The organism is Enterobacter cloacae complex sp. P47BA (assembly GCF_014930485.1).
Lineage (GTDB): Bacteria > Pseudomonadota > Gammaproteobacteria > Enterobacterales > Enterobacteriaceae > Enterobacter > Enterobacter bugandensis.
Genome location: NZ_JADBRF010000004.1, coordinates 171366 through 190062, shown reverse-complemented (window position 1 = coordinate 190062; position 18697 = coordinate 171366). Strand labels below are relative to the sequence as shown.

Below are 18697 nucleotides of genomic sequence, written 5' to 3'. Positions count from 1 at the left end.
GCAGGTATGTCTTACTTTCTTTTATTATGCGGTTTTGGTGCGGATCAGGTAGTCAAACGCGCTCAGGGACGCTTTTGCACCTTCGCCAGTCGCGATGATGATCTGCTTGTACGGCACGGTGGTGCAGTCGCCCGCGGCAAACACGCCCTTCACGCTGGTTTCACATTTCGCATCGATGATAATCTCGCCCATGCGGTTGCGCTCAATCGCGCCTTCCAGCCAGGTGGTGTTCGGCAGCAGGCCAATTTGTACGAAGATCCCCGAAAGCTGAACGCTATGAACGTCGCCGCTTACGCGGTCACGGTACTCCAGACCGGTCACTTTGCTACCGTCGCCCTTCACTTCCGTGGTCTGCGCGTTCAGCACGATGTCGACGTTTTTCAGGCTGCGAACTTTATCCTGCAGCACCTGGTCGGCCTTCATCTCAGGCGCGAACTCCAGCAGCGTCACGTGTTCAACAATCCCTGCCAGGTCGATAGCCGCTTCCACGCCGGAGTTACCGCCGCCGATCACCGCCACCCGTTTGCCTTTAAACAGCGGGCCGTCACAGTGCGGGCAATAGGTCACGCCTTTGGTACGGTATTGATCTTCGCCCGGCACATTCATGTTGCGCCATTTTGCCCCGGTGGCAACGATCACGCTGCGAGCTTTCAGCACCGCGCCAGAGGCGGTTTCAATCTGGTGTAAGCCCCCTTCCACCGCCGCCGGAATCAGCTTGCTGGCGCTCTGGCTGTCGATCACATCTACCTCGTAATCGCTGACATGAGCCTTCAGCGCACCGGCCAGCTTCTGACCTTCGGTTTTTGGTACGGAAATGTAGTTTTCAATGTCCACGGTATCCAGCACCTGTCCGCCAAAGCGTTCGCCCATAAGACCGGTACGAATACCTTTACGTGCAGAGTAAACCGCTGCCGCCGCGCCCGCAGGGCCGGAACCGACAATCAGCACATCGTACGCATCGCGTTTGTTCAGTTCTTCCGCCGCGCGTTTTTCCGCGCCGGTATCCACTTTCGCGACGATTTCCGTCAGCGTCATGCGGCCCTGGCCGAACTCCTGGCCGTTCAGATACACCGCCGGAACGCCCATCACGTTGCGATCGGTGATTTCATTCTGGAACGTACCGCCGTCAATCGCCGTATGCTTGATGCGCGGGTTCAGAACTGACATCAGGTTCAGCGCCTGCACCACGTCCGGGCAGTTGTGGCAGGAGAGCGAATAATAGGTTTCAAACTCAAAATCACCGTCGATATCGCGGATCTGCTCCAGCAGCGCCTGCGCTTCTTTTGACGGATGACCGCCGGTCCACAGCAGCGCCAGCACCAGTGAGGTAAATTCATGCCCCAGCGGAGAGCCGGCAAAACGCGGTCCCTTGTCCGAGCCCGAGTTAGTAATCAGGAAAGAGGGTTTACGAACCGCAAGCGAATTGTCTTCTTTGAAGGTCACTTTTGGCGACAGTTCAGCGATCTCTGCCAGCAGCTCTTTGATTTCTGCCGATTTCGCGCTGTCGTCCAGCGTGGCAATCAGCTCAACGGGTTTAGTCAGTTTCTCAAGGTAGGCCTTGAGCTGGGTTTTCATATTGGTGTCGAGCATAGTTCTTCCCTCTCTTAAGACGTCATCATGCAAGCTGCCTTTGCGGGCGGCCTGAATGCAACTTGCATCATGGTGCTGGAATGAAATGGGCGCGGGGGGCGCCCATTGATTGCCGGATGGTGAAAACTTAGATTTTACCGACCAGGTCCAGGGATGGAGCCAGGGTCGCTTCGCCTTCTTTCCATTTAGCCGGGCACACTTCACCTGGGTGAGAAGCCACGTACTGAGCCGCTTTCACTTTACGCAGCAGGTCAGAAGCATCACGGCCGATACCTTCAGCGGTAACTTCGATAGCCTGGATAATGCCCTGCGGGTCAACCACGAAGGTTGCACGGTCGGCCAGGCCTTCATCTTCACGCATGTTGTCGAAGTTACGGGTCAGGGCGCCAGTCGGGTCGCCGATCATCGCGTATTTGATTTTCGCGATGGTTTCAGAGCTGCTGTGCCACGCTTTGTGGGTGAAGTGGGTATCGGTAGACACAGAGTAAACGTCTACGCCCAGCTTCTGCAGTTCGTCGTAATGGTCAGCCACGTCACCCAGTTCGGTCGGGCAAACGAAGGTGAAGTCAGCCGGATAGAAGAAGAAGACGCTCCAGCGACCTTCGGTATCTTTCTCGGTTACTTCAATGAACTCACCGTTTTTGAACGCCTGGTTTTTGAAAGGTTTAATTTTAGTGTTAATCAAAGACATCTGTACTTCCTCCGTGTTTTCGTTGAGATGTAAGGTAACCAACTTTGCTCATCGGGGCTAATGCGTATGCTTTATCAAATCAATCAGCCAAACCTTACAACGTCAACAAGACAGCAAGGTGAACCTGCTGCGGTACCCCAGAAAGTATAAAGGCCGCCTCAACGGGCGGCCCTGATACCTGAATTCCCCGCAGGTACATTCAGTGCCAGCCGAAGCTGGCGTTGCGTTGCGCTCTACAACCTTATATCAAGGCAATAACAGCCGAATGATTACAACACCCGTCCAGCGTAAGAGCAATGCACCTGAGCGGCAATCCTATCTATGGCTGTGATAGGTTTTAACGAATAAGTGCTGTCGTTTATTTCCTTTGGTACCCAAGCAGGGAGAAATAGATAAGAATGATGATTGTTTTCTATATATAAATGAAAACTATTTCAACGAAAGGAATCGCACTTTTAAAGATAAAAGTATCTTAATACTCATTGAAGATCTATTTCATTAATCTACCTTCGTGATATATTAAGCGAAAATAAATCGTTAATTAAGTAAGTTATTCTCATGGATGATAAATGGTTAACTTACTCCTATAGTTATCAGTTATGTGATAACGCAAACACAACGTACTCAGGATGAAACATGGCAAACCTCTACGATCTAAAAAAATTCGACCTTAACCTGCTGGTCATTTTTGAATGTATCTTTCAACACTTGAGCATCAGCAAGGCAGCAGAAACACTCTACATTACCCCCTCTGCGGTCAGTCAGTCACTTCAGCGCCTGCGTAGCCAGCTCAACGACCCGCTGTTTATTCGTTCCGGTAAGGGGATCACGCCAACCACGGTGGGCATCAATCTCCACCATCATCTTGAGCAAAATCTTAATCAGCTGGAGCAGACGATAAACATCATGCATGGCTCCGTGCTGAAAAAGAATTTTATTGTTTACTGCCCCCAGATCCTGACGACTGAAAATTTGCTCAACCCGCTTAAGTTATTGATGAGAAATCACAATTATGAAATAGAGCTTCACGATATGCTGCTGGCAGCTGATTCCGCAGAAGACCTGTTGGCGTACCGTAAAGCGGACCTCATTTTTTCCATGGCGCCCGTCAATAACCGCTCAATCGTCTGCGTATCCTACGCAAGTTACCCCATGATACTGGTGTGCAGCCAGGACCATCCGCGAATGAAAGAGGCCGTCACCCTGGAGGCGCTTCAGGAAGAGAAATTCACCTTCTTTCTCAGCGATGAAATAGGCGTCAAAAACTATCAATCCCTGGTGCAGAAAGTTCATGCGGATAAAACCATCGCGTTTCGCTGTGACTCCGTGTTCACCATCATTACTATGATCAGCGCATCCCATCTCCTGGGATATGTACCAGAACCTTTATTTGATAAATATAAAGATGTGCTACGGCTCAAAAAATTAGATGCGCCGTTCACGCTTCCCCCTCTCGATATTTTCATGCTTTATAACCGCTCGGCGTTGAACAGCGCGGTGTTCTCAACGTTTGTTGAACAAATCATCGAGAATTAACGGTAAAGGGCTGCGCTTATCACAGCCCTTTACATCCTTGTAATACATAAACCTCATTTATAATTTAGAAAAACATTTCTCTTTTTCATTTACCTGCCACTCTTTTTACCTAATATTACTCTCTCTTGATTATTGACACCCATCCGGTATTTATTTGCAGGGAGGCATTTACCTTGTCAATGTATAAGTATCCACTAAACCAAAATGTCCTTGAGGCCGCGGTAGACCGCATCGCATGGACGCTTGAGAATCTCCCGATGGTTTGTGTTTCATTTTCAGGCGGGAAAGATTCGACCATCATGCTGCATTTGACGGCTCAACAAGCCCGAAAAATGGGCAAAAAAATTCATCTGCTCTTTATAGACTGGGAAGCGCAGTTCACTTACACCATTGAGCATGTAAATAGAATGCTCCAGCAGTATGGCGATGTGATTGCAAAATACTGGTGGGTCGCTCTGCCACTCACGACGCAAAACGCCCTGTCGCAATACCAGCCCGAATGGCAATGCTGGGAGCCGGGCAAACCGTGGGTTCGCCAGCCGCCCGAAGAGGCGATAACCGCCCCTGATTACTTCGATTTCTACCAGCCGGGCATGACGTTTGAAGCCTTTGTCCGTGCGTTTTCTGACTGGTTTGCACAGCATCGCCCTGCCGCAATGCTGGTGGGCATACGCGCCGATGAATCCTACAACCGCTTTTTAACCATCGCCAACGCCCGCAAGCAGCGTTTCGCCGATGATAAACCCTGGACAACCATCGCCCCGGGCGGGCACGCTTGGTACATCTACCCGCTTTACGACTGGAAAACCGCGGATATCTGGACGTGGTTCGCCAAAACGGGAGAATGCTATAACCCGCTGTACAATCTCATGTTTCAGGCTGGGGTCCCGCCACGCTATATGCGCATCTGCGAGCCCTTTGGCCCAGAACAACGCCAGGGTTTGTGGTTGTATCACGTTGTCGAGCCTGAACGCTGGGCCGTTATGTGTGAACGCGTCAGCGGTGCGAGCAGCGGCGGAATTTACGCCGGGCACGATAACCATTTCTACGGCCACAGGAAGATCCTGAAACCCGACCACCTGAGCTGGTACGCGTATGCCATGCTGCTGCTCGACAGCATGCCGCAAACGACGGCAGAGCATTACCGCAACAAAATCGCGGTGTATTTGCACTGGTATCAAAAGCGGGGCATGGACGATATTCCCGATACCCAGGAAGGGGACATTGGCTCAAAAGATATCCCCTCCTGGCGCCGAATTTGTAAGGTTTTACTCAATAACGATTACTGGTGCCGGGCGCTCTCTTTCAGCCCTAACAAACCCAAACACTATCAACGCTACAGTGAAAGAGTGAAGGCAAAACGCAAGGAGTGGGGAATTTTATGCGACAAAGAATAATCTCAGAGATCGAAACGTACCTTCAGTCCCTTCCTGAAGAGGATCGCATTAACGCCATCAATGCGTTTCGCCAGGTCATACATCAGCACAGCCCTTTTCGCGAGCAGCCTGTCGACTGCGTGCTCTGGGTTAAACAGGATCGTCTTACGGCCAATGATTACAATCCCAATAACGTTGCCCCACCGGAAAAGCGGCTACTCACGAAGTCGCTGGAACTGGATGGATTCACTCAACCTATCGTTGTGACTGAAAATACCCCTCAGCACTACGAAATCGTGGACGGCTTTCATCGCCATGAAATCGGCAGCACGCGGGCAGCGCTAAAGCGACAGCTGAAAGGGTATCTCCCCGTCACCTGCCTGCGCCGCGAGCGCCAGGATAAACACGATCGAATGGCCGCAACCATTCGCCACAACCGGGCGCGTGGACGACACCAGATCAACGCGATGGCAGAAATCGTCCGTGAACTGGCGCAGCTTGGCTGGAACGAGCAAAAAATTGGCAAAGAGCTCGGTATGGACAGCGATGAGGTGTTGCGCCTCAAGCAAATCAACGGCCTGCTGGAACTGTTCGCAGACCGTCGTTATTCAGAAGCCTGGACGGTGAAATAATCAGAGCGCATTCAGGCGTTCGGCCGCCAACAGCAGTGTCGATTCTTGCTTCGCAAAACAGAGACGGATCAGTTTATGCGGGAAGGGATCGGCACAGAAGACCGACAGCGGTATGGCGGCCACGCCTGCCTCTTTGGTCAGCCACTGGCAGAAACTGACGTCATCCAGATCCGAGATTGCGCTGTAGTCGGCCAGCAGAAAATACGTTCCTTCGCACGGTAAAATCTCCAGACGGCTTTCGCTGAGCGCATTCACAAACAGATCCCGGCGCGCGCGGTAAAAGTCCGGCAGCTCGCGGTAGTGCTCCGGCTCGGCGCGCAGCATATCCGCCAGCGCCAGCTGGGCGGGCGTGTTCACCGCAAAGGTCAGATACTGGTGCACTTTACGCAGCTCGGCGCTGATGGCGGCGGGCGCCACACAGTAACCCACTTTCCAGCCGGTCATATGATAGGTCTTGCCGAACGACGAGACGGCGACGGCGCGCTCGCGCAGCTGCGGATGGGCCAGCACGCTGGCGTGTCCTTCTTCTGCAAAACAGATGTGCTCGTATACTTCATCGCTCAGCACGTAGATCTCACGTTCCGCAATCGCCTGCCACAGCGCCGCGAAATCGGCTTTCTGCCACACCGTTGCGGATGGATTGTGCGGCGTATTCAGGATCACCAGGCGGGTTTTATCACTCAACAGTGCCGCAAATGCCTGCCAGTCAGGACGGAAATGCGGCGGCTGCAGCGCCACGCGTTTCACCACGCCTCCGGAAAGTTCAACCGCAGGCGCATAGCTGTCGTAGCTCGGGTCAAAGCAGATCACCTCATCACCGGTGCGCACCAGCGCGGTAATGGCCGCATACAGCGCTTCGGTCGCCCCTGCCGTCACCGTAATGTCGGTATTCGCATCGGGCTTATGGCCATACAGCTCCGCCGTTTTATCCGCAATGGCTTCCCGCAGCGCCTGCACGCCCGTCATTGGCGCATACTGGTTTGCACCCTGCGCCACGTGGTAAGCCAGACGTTCCTGCAAATAACGCGGGCCGTCAAAATCCGGAAACCCCTGCGAGAGGTTAATGGCATGGTGCTGCTGCGCCAGGGCGCTCATCTGCGTAAAGATAGTGGTGCCGAGATTCGGAAGTTTACTCTGCGGAATCAATGCGTTATTGCTCATTGTGCTGTGCCTGCTTGTAATACTTATGTTGCTGACACTATAACACGATGTTAGTCTTTGGCAATCAAGACGCTTAGACGTCTAAACCATATGAATATTCCTGGCCGCGAGGGTAAAAGGAAATGACAGACAACCTGCAACTCACACATCTGGTCGACGCCTGCCGCTGGATTGGCGCAAAAGGCTGGGCTCCCGCCACCGGCGGCAATATGTCGGTGCGTCAGGACGAACGCCTCTGCTGGCTCAGCGAATCCGGTAAAGACAAAGGCAGCCTGACGACGGAGGATTTTCTGCAGGTCGAAATCGCCACCAACCGCGCGCCGTCCGGGCGCAAACCGTCGGCAGAGACCGGGCTGCACACCCTTATCTATCGTCTGTTCCCGGAAGCTAACGCCGTGCTGCACGTTCACACCGTTAACGCCACGGTGCTGTCGCGCCTGGTGAAAGAGGCTGAACTGAATATTAGCGGCTTTGAGATGCAAAAATCCCTCACCGGACAGACCACGCATCTGGATACGATTTCCATCCCGGTATTTGATAACGACCAGGACATCGACGCCCTCGCCTCGCGCATCGCCCATTACGCGCAGGAACGCCCGCTTAATTATGGTTTTCTTCTGCGCGGCCATGGCTTAACCTGCTGGGGACGCGACGTGGCCGAAGCCCGCCGTCATCTGGAAGGACTGGAATTCCTGTTTGAATGTGAAATGCGTTTACGACAACTGGAGAGAGTATGATTCGCGCAATTGTGACGGATATTGAAGGCACCACCAGCGATATTCGTTTTGTCCATGATGTATTGTTCCCCTATGCGCGTGAGCGGCTGGCGGCCTTCGTCACCGCGCAGCAGTACGCCGAGCCGGTCACATCCATTCTGGACAACCTGCGTGATGAAATCGGTAACCCGCACGCCAGCGTCAGCGAGCTAATCGACGCCCTGTTTGCCTTTATGGATGAAGACCGCAAATCCACCGCGCTCAAAGCGCTGCAGGGGATCATCTGGCATGACGGCTACGTTAACGGCGACTTTACCGGTCACCTCTACCCGGACGTACTGCCCGCGCTGGAAAAATGGAAAGCGCAAGGGATTGATCTCTATGTTTATTCCTCGGGCTCCGTCGCCGCGCAGAAACTGTTATTTGGCTACAGCGATGAAGGTGATATTACTCATCTGTTCAGCGGCTATTTTGATACCCACATCGGCGCCAAGCGCGAGGTGCAGTCTTATCAGAACATCGCGGCGCAAACGGGCATCGCCCCGTCGCAGATCCTGTTCCTGTCGGATATTCATCAGGAGCTGGACGCGGCTGAACAGGCGGGTTTTCGCACCCTGCAACTGATTCGCGGTGAAGATGACGGCGCGAGCCATCACCATCAAATCCACCAGTTTGACGAGATTAATCCGGAGCAGATCCCTTCATGAGCGCATTGACCATTTATTCCGATAAAGACGCCAGTAAGCATCAGTGGCACAGCACCGACGCCGCCGAGATTGCCCAACAGCTCAACGCTAAAGGGGTGCGCTTTGAACGCTGGGCGGCGGATCGCGATTTAGGACAGGATCCCGCGCCTGAAACCGTGATCGCGGCGTATCAGCATGCCATCGACAAACTGGTGGCGGAGAAAGGCTATCAGAGCTGGGACGTGATCAGCCTGCGCGCCGACAACCCGCAGAAAGAGGCGTTGCGGGCGAAATTCCTGAACGAACACACCCACGGCGAGGATGAAGTACGCTTTTTCGTAGAAGGTGCGGGGCTGTTCTGCCTGCACATTGGCGATGAGGTGTATCAGGTGCTCTGCGAGAAAAATGACCTGATTTCCGTACCCGCCGGCACACCGCACTGGTTTGATATGGGCTCAGAGCCGAACTTTACCGCCATTCGTATTTTCGATAACCCGGAAGGCTGGGTGGCCCAGTTTACGGGTGATGCGATTGCGGATGCGTATCCGAAATTGAGTTGAGAATTGAATTAGTAATCCAGTCACTACTTACACATTTTGAGGGTGACTGGATTAGGTATAATGTTATTCCATTATCATCAGTTGCATATAGTTTTTTGAAATATCACATTTATCACACCAAACATCAAGATGCTCTCGACTTGACGACAGATAAAAATTTTCATCATCATCTTCAACCATTATTAAAATAGGTGTTATTGGTCTAATATATTCCTCATCCCTTTTAAATAAAAATGTATTCTCAAGCTTTAATAATAAAACACTTTCTTCTTCATCATTATCCGCCGCAATATCTGCGAGAGCATTGATATCCAGGATCCCTCCATTGAACATCATTCTATAAAATACAGTCTGTATATCTTTATCAATGCGTTCAGGCTGCCATTCTTTGACAACTTCTCTGACTTTTAATTCACTTTCTTTCAACTCCACAGACTTATAAAGCCAACCAACTTCATTTCCTTTTTCTAATGGAATTGCATACAATAAAGGAGCCATATTCTCAATTTTGGAATCATCACCCCACGGCATTTTCACGTCAAAAAACATAGATATTTTCGACCAAATGATCTCTAACATAATTCTAGCCGCATTTTCTCTCATAGAGACAAGTGCTGCCCATTGTCTATCATGGTTGATACCTAGAAAAGGCATACCATTAGCTTTAACTATGCTTATATGATTAGAAATCACCAAAGTTGGTAGGCTTGGTACACCAAGCCCATTTCCAGAAACTTCGCCCTTATCAGTTAATATATCAAGAAATGCGTTTCTCATTCCTGCTTCAGTTGTATATCCACCATACCCATGGATAATACTACAAGGAGCAAGAGTTTCTTGTACTAACGAGTAAAACAAAATGCCATCTGATTTTGATAAAGAATGAATATCACTATAACATGCAGGAGCATTCCTACCTGTTATTTGAGAAAAATGTTTACTTGCAATACTGATATCGGGTTCAAAATCTGGATCTTGAAACTTTGATTCAAAATACTCTGAATACTCATTCCTAATTATCCGAAGATGATCAAACGCATCGATGTAATCACTTTTATTTAGAGTTTTTTTGACTTCAAAAATACAAAGAACTTGATCTATAGAATAAATATACTCAGATGTTCTTCCATATTGCTTCCCTTCGCCGTGAACTAGCATTCCATCTATTTGTTGTTTTAATAACTTATCTCCTATAGAAATGAAACCTGAAACGACTTTAAGATTTAGACCTTTAGGTATGATAAATTCCTGATCGATTCCTTGTTTGGTAATCTCTTCATAAGCAGAACCTAATGTTGGCATATGAGGCATGTCCATTTTACTAACTTCACGACTCTCAATTGCTATAAACTGCTCTAATAATTCCGAAGCTTTATCTAACATAAAAATACCTTAAATTATTAAATAGAATCTATCACATTAGCTGGTTCTAACCCCACCAACTTCGCCAGATGCACAAACTCCACCACATCCAATCTGCGCTCGCCGCTTTCCACTTTAGCGATAAACGACTGCGGTTTGCCCAGTGCCTCCGCAAGCTGCGCCTGAGTAATCCCCTTCTCCTTACGAGCTTTCTTCAACGCATTGATAACACGTTGATATTCTTCTGAATAGACTGAGGCCATTGTTCCGATTCCATACAAATATCCTGAAATCGAATATCCTCCCATTGCGTTTTTATCCCAAAACAGGATAATTGAGCGCGTAACGAACACAAGTAAGGAGGACACAATGCGTCATCAGAACTGGCACCCGGCCGATATTATCGCCGCACTAAAGAAACATGGAACAAGCCTCGCAGCCTTGTCTCGAAAAGCTGGGCTTTCCTCATCAACACTGGCAAACGCGCTTACCCGACCATGGCCCAGAGGTGAATGGCTTATCGCGCAGGCGCTAGATATTCCGCCCGATGTGATATGGCCGGAAAGATACTTTGATGAAAAGGGAGCGCCAATATTTCGTCAGATGAGGAATACCAAAAAGAGAAGCCTATCTTCGACTTGATCAATGAATTCTCCCCCTCACCCCAGCCCTCTCCCTCAAGGGAGAGGGGGTCTAAGAGACTTCACATACCTCACCAGCTGATCCAGCACAATCCCCCACCCTTCGTGGAAGCCCATCTGCTCGTGCTGCTCGCGGATTTCCTTCGTCGGATGGCGCGCAATCGCCGTGTAGCGGGTTTTGCCCTCCCCGACGTCTTCCAGCAGCAGGATCGCCGTCATAAACGGTTTCTCGGCCGGCTTCCAGCCTTCGCTATAACCGTCAGTAAAGACCAGCTTTTTCCCGGGATCGATTTCAAGAAATACGCCCCGGTTATCCATCCGCTGTCCGTCCACCTCAAACACGGTATTGAATCGCCCGCCCACGCGCAGATCGAGGTCACATTCGGTCACCTTATGGGGAGCAGGAATGAAGAAGTTTTTGATGTGCTCCGGCGTGGTCCAGCAGAGCCAGAGCAGGTCGCGCGGTGCGTCCACCACGCGCTCCAGTTTTAAGTCTGTTTCAGGATCGAGCCTCACGATAACGTCCTCTAAAGGGAACCCCTTACAAGGATAGTCTCACTCAGGCAAATTTCCCTTTCGCTACCTCTTCAGGGGTGACCACACCCGTATCCAGCACCCAGCCGCTAATCAGCGAGGCTGGGGTCACGTCAAACGCCGGGTTATAGACCTGCGCGTTTTCCGGTGCCCACTGCACCGCGCCAAAGCTTCCGGCTACGCCCGTCACCTCGCTGGCAGCGCGCTGTTCAATCGGGATCGCGTCACCGTTCGGGCAGTCCGGGTCGAGGGTCGTTTGCGGGGCAGCTACATAGAACGGAATACCGTGGAATTTCGCCAGCACCGCCAGAGAATAGGTTCCGATTTTGTTCGCCACGTCGCCGTTGGCGGCAATACGGTCTGCCCCTACCCACACGGCGTCTACCTGCCCTTTCGCCATCAGGCTGGCGGCCATGGAATCGGTAATCAGCTGATACGGCACGCCCAGCTCGCCAAGCTCCCACGCGGTCAATCTACCGCCCTGCAGCAGCGGACGGGTTTCATCCACCCAGACGCTGCTGACCTTGCCTTCCTGATGTGCCCGTGCAATCACGCCCAGCGCCGTACCGACGCCCGCGGTTGCCAGCCCGCCGGTGTTGCAGTGGGTCAGCAGACGGCTGCCGGGCTTCACCAGCGCGCTGCCCGCTTTTGCAATCGCGTCGCAAAGCCGTTTGTCTTCGTCAATCAGGCGCAGCGCCTCAGCCACCAGCGCCGGAACGAAATCCTCTTCCCACAGCGCAAGCTTCATGCGGTCGAGGTTGTTCATCAGGTTTACCGCCGTCGGGCGGGATGCGCGAAGCGTTTCCAGCGCCACCGCCAGCTCATCGCGGCTTTTGCCGTTTTCCGCCAGCAGCGCCAGCAGCAGGCTTGCAGAGAGACCAATCAACGGCGCGCCACGCACGCGCAGAGCGTGGATATGCCCAACCAGCGCCTCCACCGTTGAGGCATCCAGCCAGCGTTTCTCCTGCGGAAGCGCCTGCTGGTCGAGAATAAAGAGCTGATTATCCGCCACCCGCAGGCTGGTCGTCTGTAATGTCTGCATGTCGTTAATTCCCTGTTGCGTTGTTGTGGCACATTGTGTCAGGATGAAATCCAGATGTATAGACGTCTACATGTCTTAATTAGTTAACTCGTGAGGAACAGGCCATGTCGCAATACCGTACCTTTACCGCTCAGGACGCCGTGGAGTATGCCAGGCAGTTTGGTGGGCTTGACGATCCGTCATCGCTGGTAGAGGCGCAGGAAGTGGGCGACGGCAACCTCAATCTGGTTTTTAAAATTTACGACAGCGCGGGCGTCAGCCGCATCATCGTCAAACAGGCACTGCCCTACGTGCGCTGCGTCGGCGAGTCCTGGCCGCTGACGCTGGATCGCGCCCGCCTCGAGGCGCAAACCCTGGTCGAGCATTACCAGCACAGCCCGCAGCACACCGTGAAAATCCACCACTTTGACCCGGAACTGGCGGTGATGGTGATGGAAGATCTCTCCAGCCATCGCATCTGGCGCGGCGAGCTGATCAAAAACATTTACTACTCGCAGGCGGCGCGCCAGCTGGGTGAATACCTCGCGCAGGCGCTGTTCCACACCAGCGATTTCTACCTGCACCCGCACGAGAAAAAAGCGCAGGTGGCGAAATTCATCAACCCGGAGATGTGCGAGATCACCGAAGATCTGTTCTTCAACGATCCGTACCAGGTTCATGAGCGCAATAACTACCCTGCCGAGCTGGAAAATGACGTCGCCGCCCTGCGCGACGACGCCCCGCTAAAAATTGCCGTGGCCTCCCTGAAGCACCGCTTCTTCTCGCATGCCGAAGCGCTGCTGCACGGGGATATTCACAGCGGCTCGATTTTTGTGGCCGACGGCAGCCTGAAGGCCATCGACGCCGAGTTCGGCTATTTCGGGCCGATTGGCTTTGACGTCGGCACCGCCATCGGCAACCTGCTGCTCAACTTCTGCGGCCTGCCGGGGCATCTGGGCATTCGCGATGCCGCCGCCGCGCGCGAGCAGCGCCTGACCGATATTCAGGAGCTGTGGAACACCTTTGCGGAACGCTTCCAGGCGCTGGCAAACGAGAAAGCACGCGACGCCGCGCTCAGCGCGCCAGGCTATGCCTCCGCGTTCCTGAAAAAGGTCTGGCATGATGCCATCGGGTTCTGCGGCACCGAACTCATTCGCCGCAGCGTCGGGCTTTCCCACGTCGCGGATATCGACACCATCCAGGACGAGGCCATGCGCCACGAATGCCTGCGCCACGCGATCGCGCTCGGCAAAGCGCTGATTCTGATTGCCGACCGCATCGACAGCGCGGAAGCGCTGGTGGCGCGGGTGCGGCAGTACAGTTGATTTTCTCCCTCTCCCTGTCGGAGAGGGCATCAAACCGCACTTACCCCAGATACTCAATCACCGACAGCCCGGCGTTATAGTCCGTGCTGTAGATAATTCCCTGCGCATCCACAAACACGTCACAGGACTGGATCACCTGCGGGCGATTCGGCCGCGTGTCCATCATCCTCTCCGGTGCCGCGGGCACCAGCGCACCGGTTTCCACTGGGCGATACGGATTGGAGATGTCATACGCGCGTACGCCCGCGTTCTGATACGTCGCGAAAATCAGCGTCGAGCTGACGAAGCTTCCGGGACGGTTCTCGTGCAGGTTGTGCGGGCCGAAATGCGCCCCTTTTGCCACGTAGTCGGTTTCATTCGGCTGCGGGAAGGTCGAGATGCTCACCGGGTTCGACGGCTCGCGGATATCAAACAGCCAGATCAGCTTCTCGCCGTCCTGCTGGTTATCGAGCACCGCTTCGTCCAGCACCACCAGCAGATCCCGGTCCGGCAGCGGCAGCGCGGTGTGCGTCCCGCCGCCAAACGGCGGACTCCAGTTACGGTGGCTAATAAGCTTAGGCTGGGTACGATCCTTCACGTCAAGCAGCGTTAAGCCGCCGTCGCGCCAGCTGCCGTACGCCGTATCGCCGGCAATAATCGCGTGGTGGAGCGCGTAGCGTTTCCCTTCCGGCCAGTTCGGCTGTTCGCCTTCGGCCTGGTTCATGCCCGGCAGCCACCAGCGCCCTGCCACCTCAGGCTTACGCGGGTCGGCCAGGTCGATCGTCAGAAAGATGTAGTCGGTAAAACCGTCGATCAGCGCCGACACGTACGCCCAGCGGCCACCGACGTACCAGATGCGGTGAATGCCGATGCCGCTCAGCGAGAGAAAGCTGATTTCGCGCGGCGCGTCCGGCGTGGAGATATCAAAAATGCGAAGCCCGGCGCTCCAGCCTTTGTCCTGCACGTCGCTAACGGTCTCTCCTACCTGACGGGTGTAGTAGACCTTCTCGTCGGCGAAGCGGGCATCGGCAAACAGATCCCGGGCGTTGATCACCAGCAGCAGGTCGTCATGCGCCTGGAGGTGCACGTTCCAGGTGCCCGGCGGCGCAGGAAAATAGCCCGCGGGTTTCGGGTTTTTCGGGTCGCGCACGTCTACTATCGAAAAGCCCTGCGACACCATATGGCCGATATAGGCAAAACCGCGGTGCACCATCAGCTGCACGCCGTCCGGGCGACCGCCCTGATCGCTATGGCCGATCAGCCGCATATTGCGGCTGTATTCTGGCGTAGGGAGGATACTCATTTATTTTTCGCTTCCAGCGTCGCAAACCACGGCGCGATAAAATCTTCCGTCTGGCCCCAGCCCGGAATGATTTTGCCCAGCGACGCTACGTTCACCGCCCCCGGCTGCGCGGTCAGCAGCGCCTGCGGGATCGCGGCGGCTTTGAAGTCGTAGGTGGCAGGCGTGGCTTCCCCGGCAATCTTGTTGGCGATCAGGCGCACGTTAGTCGCACCAATCAGCTTCGGATCCACCGCCACGCTCACTGCCCACGGGCTACCCGGCTCACGCATCAGCTGTAAATCCTGGTTGGAGATGTCAATGCTATAGAGCTTGATCTCGGTGCGTCCATTCTCCTTCAGCGCTTTATACGCCCCCTGGCTGAAGGCGTCCCAGGTCCCCCAGATGGCGTCGATTTTGCCTTTCGGGTATTTCGCCAGGATCGCGCCCACCTTGTTGGCGGTGTCGCCCTGCACGTCAGATGAGACCGCGCCGATGGACTCCAGCTCTTTAATCTCCGGGTACTGCTTTTGCAATTCTTTATAGGCTGCCTGACGGCGCTCCATCGGCGGGAAGCCCGCCACCCACAGCTTGACGATGTTGGCCTTGCCGTTGAAATCTTTCGCCAGCTGGCCGAAGGAGAGATTCGTCAGGGAGGCGTCGTCCTGCTGGGTGACGGTCACGCCCGGGATCTCTCCGTTAACGGCGGTATCAAAAACGGCGACCTTGATCCCGGCATCCACCGCCTTCTTCACCAGCGCGGTGGAGTACGGATCGCGGCCCTGAGACAGGATAATCCCGTCGTATTTCTGGCTGATGGCCTGGTTAACGAAGTCCTGGAATTTAGCGTCATCCCCGTTGCTCAAAAAGGTGCTGATCTTAAAGCCGAGCTTTTTCCCTTCCTGAATGGCCCCGGCAACAAACTGCGTGGTGTTGTCGTCCGAGCCGAGGTTACGGATCACCGCGATGCGGATCGGTCCGTCGTGGTTCGCAATGGCGGCCGGAACCGGCGCGGGCGTGGCCGCGAATCCCGGCAGAGAAGTGAGTAACCCCAGTGCGACCAAAGAGAGCGCAATCTTTTTCATTTTTTATCCCGTTGTGTTGTCAGCGTTTTTGTATGTAGGTAATCGCCAGTGCCACTGCGAGCACCAGCCCTTTTATTATGTCCATGGCGTAATACGGCACGGAGAGCATCACCAGCCCGTTCGACAGCACGCCGAGGATCACCGCCCCCACCAGCGTGCCCAGCGCGTTCGGCTTGCCGGACCCGGCCAGCGAGAAGCCAATCCACGCCGCGGCCACCGCATCCATCAGATAACCGCCGCCCGCATTGACCTGCGACGATCCGATGCGGGAGGCCAGCAGAATGCCGCCCAGCCCCGCCAGCAGCGAGGCAATCACGTAGGCCGCCACCTTGTAGCGCGTGGTGCGAATGCCCGAGAGGCGCGCCGCTTCCGGGTTGCCGCCAATGGCATACATCCGGCGTCCGTGAGTGGTCAGCGACAGCCCCAGCTGCGCCAGAAGGGTCACCACCAGCATGACGATCACAATGGTCGGCACCTGCCCCAGCAGGCTAAATGCCGCCGGAATGGTCCCTTCCGCCATGTCGCCGCTCGGCAGCACCATGTTCTCGGTAATCGACCCGCCGTAGCTGTAGGTCATCGCCACGCCCTGGATGACAAACAGGCTGGCGAGCGTCGCGAGCATGTCCGGAATACGCAGGATGACGATCAGGAAAGCGTTAAACAGGCCGACCAGCGTGCAGAGCGCGAGAGTGATTACAATCGACTCGGTGGTGCCGAAGCCGTGCCAGACGAAAAGCGAAATGACCAGCGCGTTCGCCAGCGACGCCGTGGAGCCCACGGAGAGATCGAACCCGCCGACGGTCAGCGAAATCGACACGCCAACGGCAATCACCGTCACGATGGCAATCGAGCGCAGAATATTGATGATGTTGTTCGGGTCGAGGAAGCTGTCCGACGCCAGGCCAAAGACGGCCACCAGCGCGACGACGGTGAGCAGCATGCCCCATTTATAGAGAAAATCAAAAAGTTGCTGACGGCCAGACGCCGCCGCGGTCACTGAAAGGGCCTTGCTCACGACGCCGTTCCTCCGGTTGAATAATAAAGTAGTGTCTCTTCACGGGCCTCGGCCCCGGCGATTTCCGCCACGATGCGCCCGTCCCACAGGACGCAGATGCGGTCGCACAGCCCGACCAGTTCGGCAAACTCGCCGGAGGCGTAAATGACCCCTTTGCCCTCGCGCGCCAGGCCGTCGATCAGCTGGAACAGATCGGTTTTGGCCTTCACGTCCACGCCTTTGGTTGGTTCGTCGAAGATCAGCACGCTGGCGTCATTGCGCAGCCATTTACCGATGGCGATCTTCTGCTGGTTGCCGCCGGATAAGCGGCGCAGCACCTGCCCCGGCCCTCGGGCGCGCACGCCGACGCGAGCAATCACCTCTTCCGCCCAGCGCCAAGCCTGACGATGGCCAAACAGGCTCCAGCGCGAAAAGCTGTTATCGGCACACACGGCAAGATTCATGCTCACCGGCTCGTCGATAAAAATCCCCTCTTTACGCCGCTCCTCCGGCACCAGGGCCAGCCCGCGCAGCACGGAGTCGGCCGGGTCACGCGGCTGCCAGGATTGATGATTCAACTCGCCGTTTGCCACGCGGCTTTTGGTGGCGCCAAACAGCGCCTTGCAGAGTTCGGTTTTCCCCGCGCCCGCCAGTCCGGCAATCCCGAGGATTTCGCCTTTGCGCAGGTGCAGGGAGATATCTTTCAGCAGCGCGTCGTCGTGCAGCCCTTCCACCCGCAGCAGCGTCTCTTCGCCGTGCGGCGGCCGCGCGGGCGGGTAGATATCGCTCAGCACGTGGCCGAGCATCTTCTCGACGATCGCTTCGCCGCTAAGATCGGCCATCGGGCCGGACTCGATCAGCTTGCCGTCGCGCAGCACCGTCAGGGTGTCGCAGATGGCCTTCAGCTCGTGAATGCGGTGGGAGATAAACACCACGCCGATTCCCTGCTGCTTTAACCGTCTCACCACGGCAAACAGACGCTCGCTCTCGTGCGCGTCCAGCGGCGCGGTGGGTTCATCAAGAATCAAAAATCGGCAGTGGTGGGACAAGGCGCGCGCCAGCAAAATCTGCTGCTTTTCGGCCAGCGTGCAGCCGTCGATGGAGCGGCGAACGTCCAGAGAAACATCCAGCTGCGCCAGCGCCTGCTTCGCCTGCTGGCGGACGGCGCGCCAGCTGAAGCGATGCCCCGGCTGCGCCAGCTGGTCGAGCATGATGTTTTCGGCAATGCTTAACCCCGAGATCAGCGCCACGTCTACCTCCTGCTGCACGAGGTGGATGCCCAGCCGTTTGGCGTCCAGCGGCTCGCGGATGCTTACCGGCTGGTTATTGATGGAGATCTCGCCCTCATAGTGGTCATGCGTCCCGCACAGCACCGCCATCAGCGTCGATTTCCCCGCGCCGTTGGCCCCGGTCAGCGCATGCACCGACCCGCCGTTCAGCGTGAAGTCCACGCGCGTCAGCGCCTGAAAGCCGGAAAAGGCCAGGCTGATACCGCGCATTTCAAGACGACTGGAAACCATCCGCGTAAA

The 18697-nt window shown here is 55.0% G+C and carries 19 protein-coding genes; 8 read left to right on the top strand and 11 right to left on the bottom strand.

Annotated features, from left to right (window positions below):
* Positions 1 to 24: 24 nt before the first annotated feature.
* On the bottom strand, positions 25 to 1590 hold the full coding sequence (gene ahpF / locus IM299_RS06970) for an alkyl hydroperoxide reductase subunit F (protein WP_193357231.1): 1566 nt from the start codon (positions 1588 to 1590) through the stop codon (positions 25 to 27).
* 127 nt (positions 1591 to 1717) lie between these two features.
* Positions 1718 to 2281 (bottom strand): alkyl hydroperoxide reductase subunit C, encoded by a 564-nt coding sequence (ahpC, locus tag IM299_RS06965; protein ID WP_008501015.1) that lies wholly within the window; start codon positions 2279 to 2281, stop codon positions 1718 to 1720.
* Positions 2282 to 2917: 636 nt separating this feature from the next.
* On the opposite strand from ahpC, the gene IM299_RS06960 reads away from it, so the two are divergent.
* From IM299_RS06960 to IM299_RS06950, 3 genes are all read left to right on the top strand, one after another.
* Positions 2918 to 3817 carry a LysR family transcriptional regulator gene (locus IM299_RS06960; protein WP_193357230.1) on the top strand — a complete coding sequence of 300 codons (900 nt, stop codon included), beginning with the start codon at positions 2918 to 2920 and terminating at the stop codon, positions 3815 to 3817.
* Between the two features lie 173 nt (positions 3818 to 3990).
* On the top strand, positions 3991 to 5214 hold the full coding sequence (locus IM299_RS06955) for a phosphoadenosine phosphosulfate reductase (RefSeq protein WP_048956873.1): 1224 nt from the start codon (positions 3991 to 3993) through the stop codon (positions 5212 to 5214).
* A complete protein-coding gene (locus IM299_RS06950; RefSeq protein WP_041910931.1) occupies positions 5199 to 5825 on the top strand; it encodes a ParB/RepB/Spo0J family partition protein in 627 nt (208 codons plus the stop codon). The genes IM299_RS06955 and IM299_RS06950 overlap by 16 nt, the downstream gene beginning before the upstream one ends.
* Here IM299_RS06950 and IM299_RS06945 read toward each other — a convergent pair whose 3' ends face one another.
* Complete coding sequence (locus IM299_RS06945; RefSeq protein ID WP_048956876.1) at positions 5826 to 6986, bottom strand: pyridoxal phosphate-dependent aminotransferase; 1161 nt, start codon at positions 6984 to 6986, stop codon at positions 5826 to 5828.
* Between the two features lie 122 nt (positions 6987 to 7108).
* Here IM299_RS06945 and IM299_RS06940 point away from each other — a divergent pair, with 122 nt between their 5' ends.
* The 3 genes from IM299_RS06940 to IM299_RS06930 are packed head-to-tail and all read left to right on the top strand — an operon-like array spanning position 7109 to position 8948.
* On the top strand, positions 7109 to 7723 hold the full coding sequence (locus IM299_RS06940; RefSeq protein ID WP_048956878.1) for a methylthioribulose 1-phosphate dehydratase: 615 nt from the start codon (positions 7109 to 7111) through the stop codon (positions 7721 to 7723).
* Positions 7720 to 8409, top strand: coding sequence for an acireductone synthase (gene mtnC, locus IM299_RS06935; RefSeq protein ID WP_045630879.1), 690 nt, complete (start codon positions 7720 to 7722; stop codon positions 8407 to 8409). Before IM299_RS06940 ends, mtnC begins: the two co-directional genes overlap by 4 nt.
* The gene (locus IM299_RS06930) at positions 8406 to 8948 is read left to right on the top strand and encodes an acireductone dioxygenase (protein WP_193357229.1); all 543 of its coding nucleotides are present in this window, start codon (positions 8406 to 8408) and stop codon (positions 8946 to 8948) included. The genes mtnC and IM299_RS06930 overlap by 4 nt, the downstream gene beginning before the upstream one ends.
* Before the next feature lie 63 nt (positions 8949 to 9011).
* On the opposite strand, the gene IM299_RS06925 is transcribed toward IM299_RS06930, so the two are convergent.
* Together IM299_RS06925 and IM299_RS06920 are read right to left on the bottom strand one after the other, a co-directional pair.
* Positions 9012 to 10331 carry a DUF6602 domain-containing protein gene (locus tag IM299_RS06925; protein WP_193357228.1) on the bottom strand — a complete coding sequence of 440 codons (1320 nt, stop codon included), beginning with the start codon at positions 10329 to 10331 and terminating at the stop codon, positions 9012 to 9014.
* Positions 10332 to 10348: 17 nt separating this feature from the next.
* Positions 10349 to 10573: a helix-turn-helix domain-containing protein gene (locus IM299_RS06920; RefSeq protein WP_193357227.1), complete on the bottom strand. Its 225-nt coding sequence runs from the start codon at positions 10571 to 10573 to the stop codon at positions 10349 to 10351.
* A 106-nt stretch (positions 10574 to 10679) separates the two neighbouring features.
* On the opposite strand from IM299_RS06920, the gene IM299_RS06915 reads away from it, so the two are divergent.
* Positions 10680 to 10952 carry a helix-turn-helix transcriptional regulator gene (locus tag IM299_RS06915; protein WP_153656231.1) on the top strand — a complete coding sequence of 91 codons (273 nt, stop codon included), beginning with the start codon at positions 10680 to 10682 and terminating at the stop codon, positions 10950 to 10952.
* Positions 10953 to 10987: 35 nt separating this feature from the next.
* Here IM299_RS06915 and IM299_RS06910 read toward each other — a convergent pair whose 3' ends face one another.
* The gene (locus IM299_RS06910; RefSeq protein WP_193357226.1) at positions 10988 to 11467 is read right to left on the bottom strand and encodes an SRPBCC family protein; all 480 of its coding nucleotides are present in this window, start codon (positions 11465 to 11467) and stop codon (positions 10988 to 10990) included.
* A gap of 43 nt (positions 11468 to 11510) precedes the next feature.
* A complete protein-coding gene (mtnA, locus tag IM299_RS06905) occupies positions 11511 to 12527 on the bottom strand; it encodes an S-methyl-5-thioribose-1-phosphate isomerase (protein WP_193357225.1) in 1017 nt (338 codons plus the stop codon).
* A gap of 104 nt (positions 12528 to 12631) precedes the next feature.
* Here mtnA and mtnK point away from each other — a divergent pair, with 104 nt between their 5' ends.
* A complete protein-coding gene (gene mtnK, locus IM299_RS06900; protein ID WP_047363697.1) occupies positions 12632 to 13831 on the top strand; it encodes an S-methyl-5-thioribose kinase in 1200 nt (399 codons plus the stop codon).
* Between the two features lie 40 nt (positions 13832 to 13871).
* On the opposite strand, the gene IM299_RS06895 is transcribed toward mtnK, so the two are convergent.
* Genes IM299_RS06895 through IM299_RS06880 form a run of 4 tightly spaced genes read right to left on the bottom strand, consistent with a single transcriptional unit; the run spans position 13872 to position 18688 of the window.
* Entirely contained in the window at positions 13872 to 15113 is a 1242-nt protein-coding gene (locus IM299_RS06895; protein ID WP_048956883.1) for an LVIVD repeat-containing protein, read from the bottom strand.
* Entirely contained in the window at positions 15110 to 16174 is a 1065-nt protein-coding gene (locus IM299_RS06890; RefSeq protein ID WP_048956884.1) for a sugar ABC transporter substrate-binding protein, read from the bottom strand. Before IM299_RS06890 ends, IM299_RS06895 begins: the two co-directional genes overlap by 4 nt.
* A 19-nt stretch (positions 16175 to 16193) precedes the next feature.
* The gene (locus IM299_RS06885; protein ID WP_048956886.1) at positions 16194 to 17189 is read right to left on the bottom strand and encodes an ABC transporter permease; all 996 of its coding nucleotides are present in this window, start codon (positions 17187 to 17189) and stop codon (positions 16194 to 16196) included.
* Positions 17186 to 18688 (bottom strand): sugar ABC transporter ATP-binding protein, encoded by a 1503-nt coding sequence (locus IM299_RS06880; protein WP_193357224.1) that lies wholly within the window; start codon positions 18686 to 18688, stop codon positions 17186 to 17188. The genes IM299_RS06885 and IM299_RS06880 overlap by 4 nt, the downstream gene beginning before the upstream one ends.
* Between the last annotated feature and the right edge of the window lie 9 nt (positions 18689 to 18697).

Bases quoted from the DNA above. Each gene is read 5' to 3' on its own strand.
- IM299_RS06945 (WP_048956876.1), bottom strand. From the start codon at position 6,986: ATGAGCAATAACGCATTGATTCCGCAGAGTAAACTTCCGAATCTCGGC.
- mtnK (WP_047363697.1), top strand. From the start codon at position 12,632: ATGTCGCAATACCGTACCTTTACCGCTCAGGACGCCGTGGAGTATGCC.
- mtnC (WP_045630879.1), top strand. From the start codon at position 7,720: ATGATTCGCGCAATTGTGACGGATATTGAAGGCACCACCAGCGATATT.
- IM299_RS06920 (WP_193357227.1), bottom strand. From the start codon at position 10,573: ATGGCCTCAGTCTATTCAGAAGAATATCAACGTGTTATCAATGCGTTG.
- ahpC (WP_008501015.1), bottom strand. From the start codon at position 2,281: ATGTCTTTGATTAACACTAAAATTAAACCTTTCAAAAACCAGGCGTTC.
- IM299_RS06915 (WP_153656231.1), top strand. From the start codon at position 10,680: ATGCGTCATCAGAACTGGCACCCGGCCGATATTATCGCCGCACTAAAG.
- IM299_RS06925 (WP_193357228.1), bottom strand. From the start codon at position 10,331: ATGTTAGATAAAGCTTCGGAATTATTAGAGCAGTTTATAGCAATTGAG.
- mtnA (WP_193357225.1), bottom strand. From the start codon at position 12,527: ATGCAGACATTACAGACGACCAGCCTGCGGGTGGCGGATAATCAGCTC.
- IM299_RS06895 (WP_048956883.1), bottom strand. From the start codon at position 15,113: ATGAGTATCCTCCCTACGCCAGAATACAGCCGCAATATGCGGCTGATC.
- IM299_RS06950 (WP_041910931.1), top strand. From the start codon at position 5,199: ATGCGACAAAGAATAATCTCAGAGATCGAAACGTACCTTCAGTCCCTT.
- ahpF (WP_193357231.1), bottom strand. From the start codon at position 1,590: ATGCTCGACACCAATATGAAAACCCAGCTCAAGGCCTACCTTGAGAAA.
- IM299_RS06880 (WP_193357224.1), bottom strand. From the start codon at position 18,688: ATGGTTTCCAGTCGTCTTGAAATGCGCGGTATCAGCCTGGCCTTTTCC.
- IM299_RS06930 (WP_193357229.1), top strand. From the start codon at position 8,406: ATGAGCGCATTGACCATTTATTCCGATAAAGACGCCAGTAAGCATCAG.
- IM299_RS06960 (WP_193357230.1), top strand. From the start codon at position 2,918: ATGGCAAACCTCTACGATCTAAAAAAATTCGACCTTAACCTGCTGGTC.
- IM299_RS06890 (WP_048956884.1), bottom strand. From the start codon at position 16,174: ATGAAAAAGATTGCGCTCTCTTTGGTCGCACTGGGGTTACTCACTTCT.
- IM299_RS06940 (WP_048956878.1), top strand. From the start codon at position 7,109: ATGACAGACAACCTGCAACTCACACATCTGGTCGACGCCTGCCGCTGG.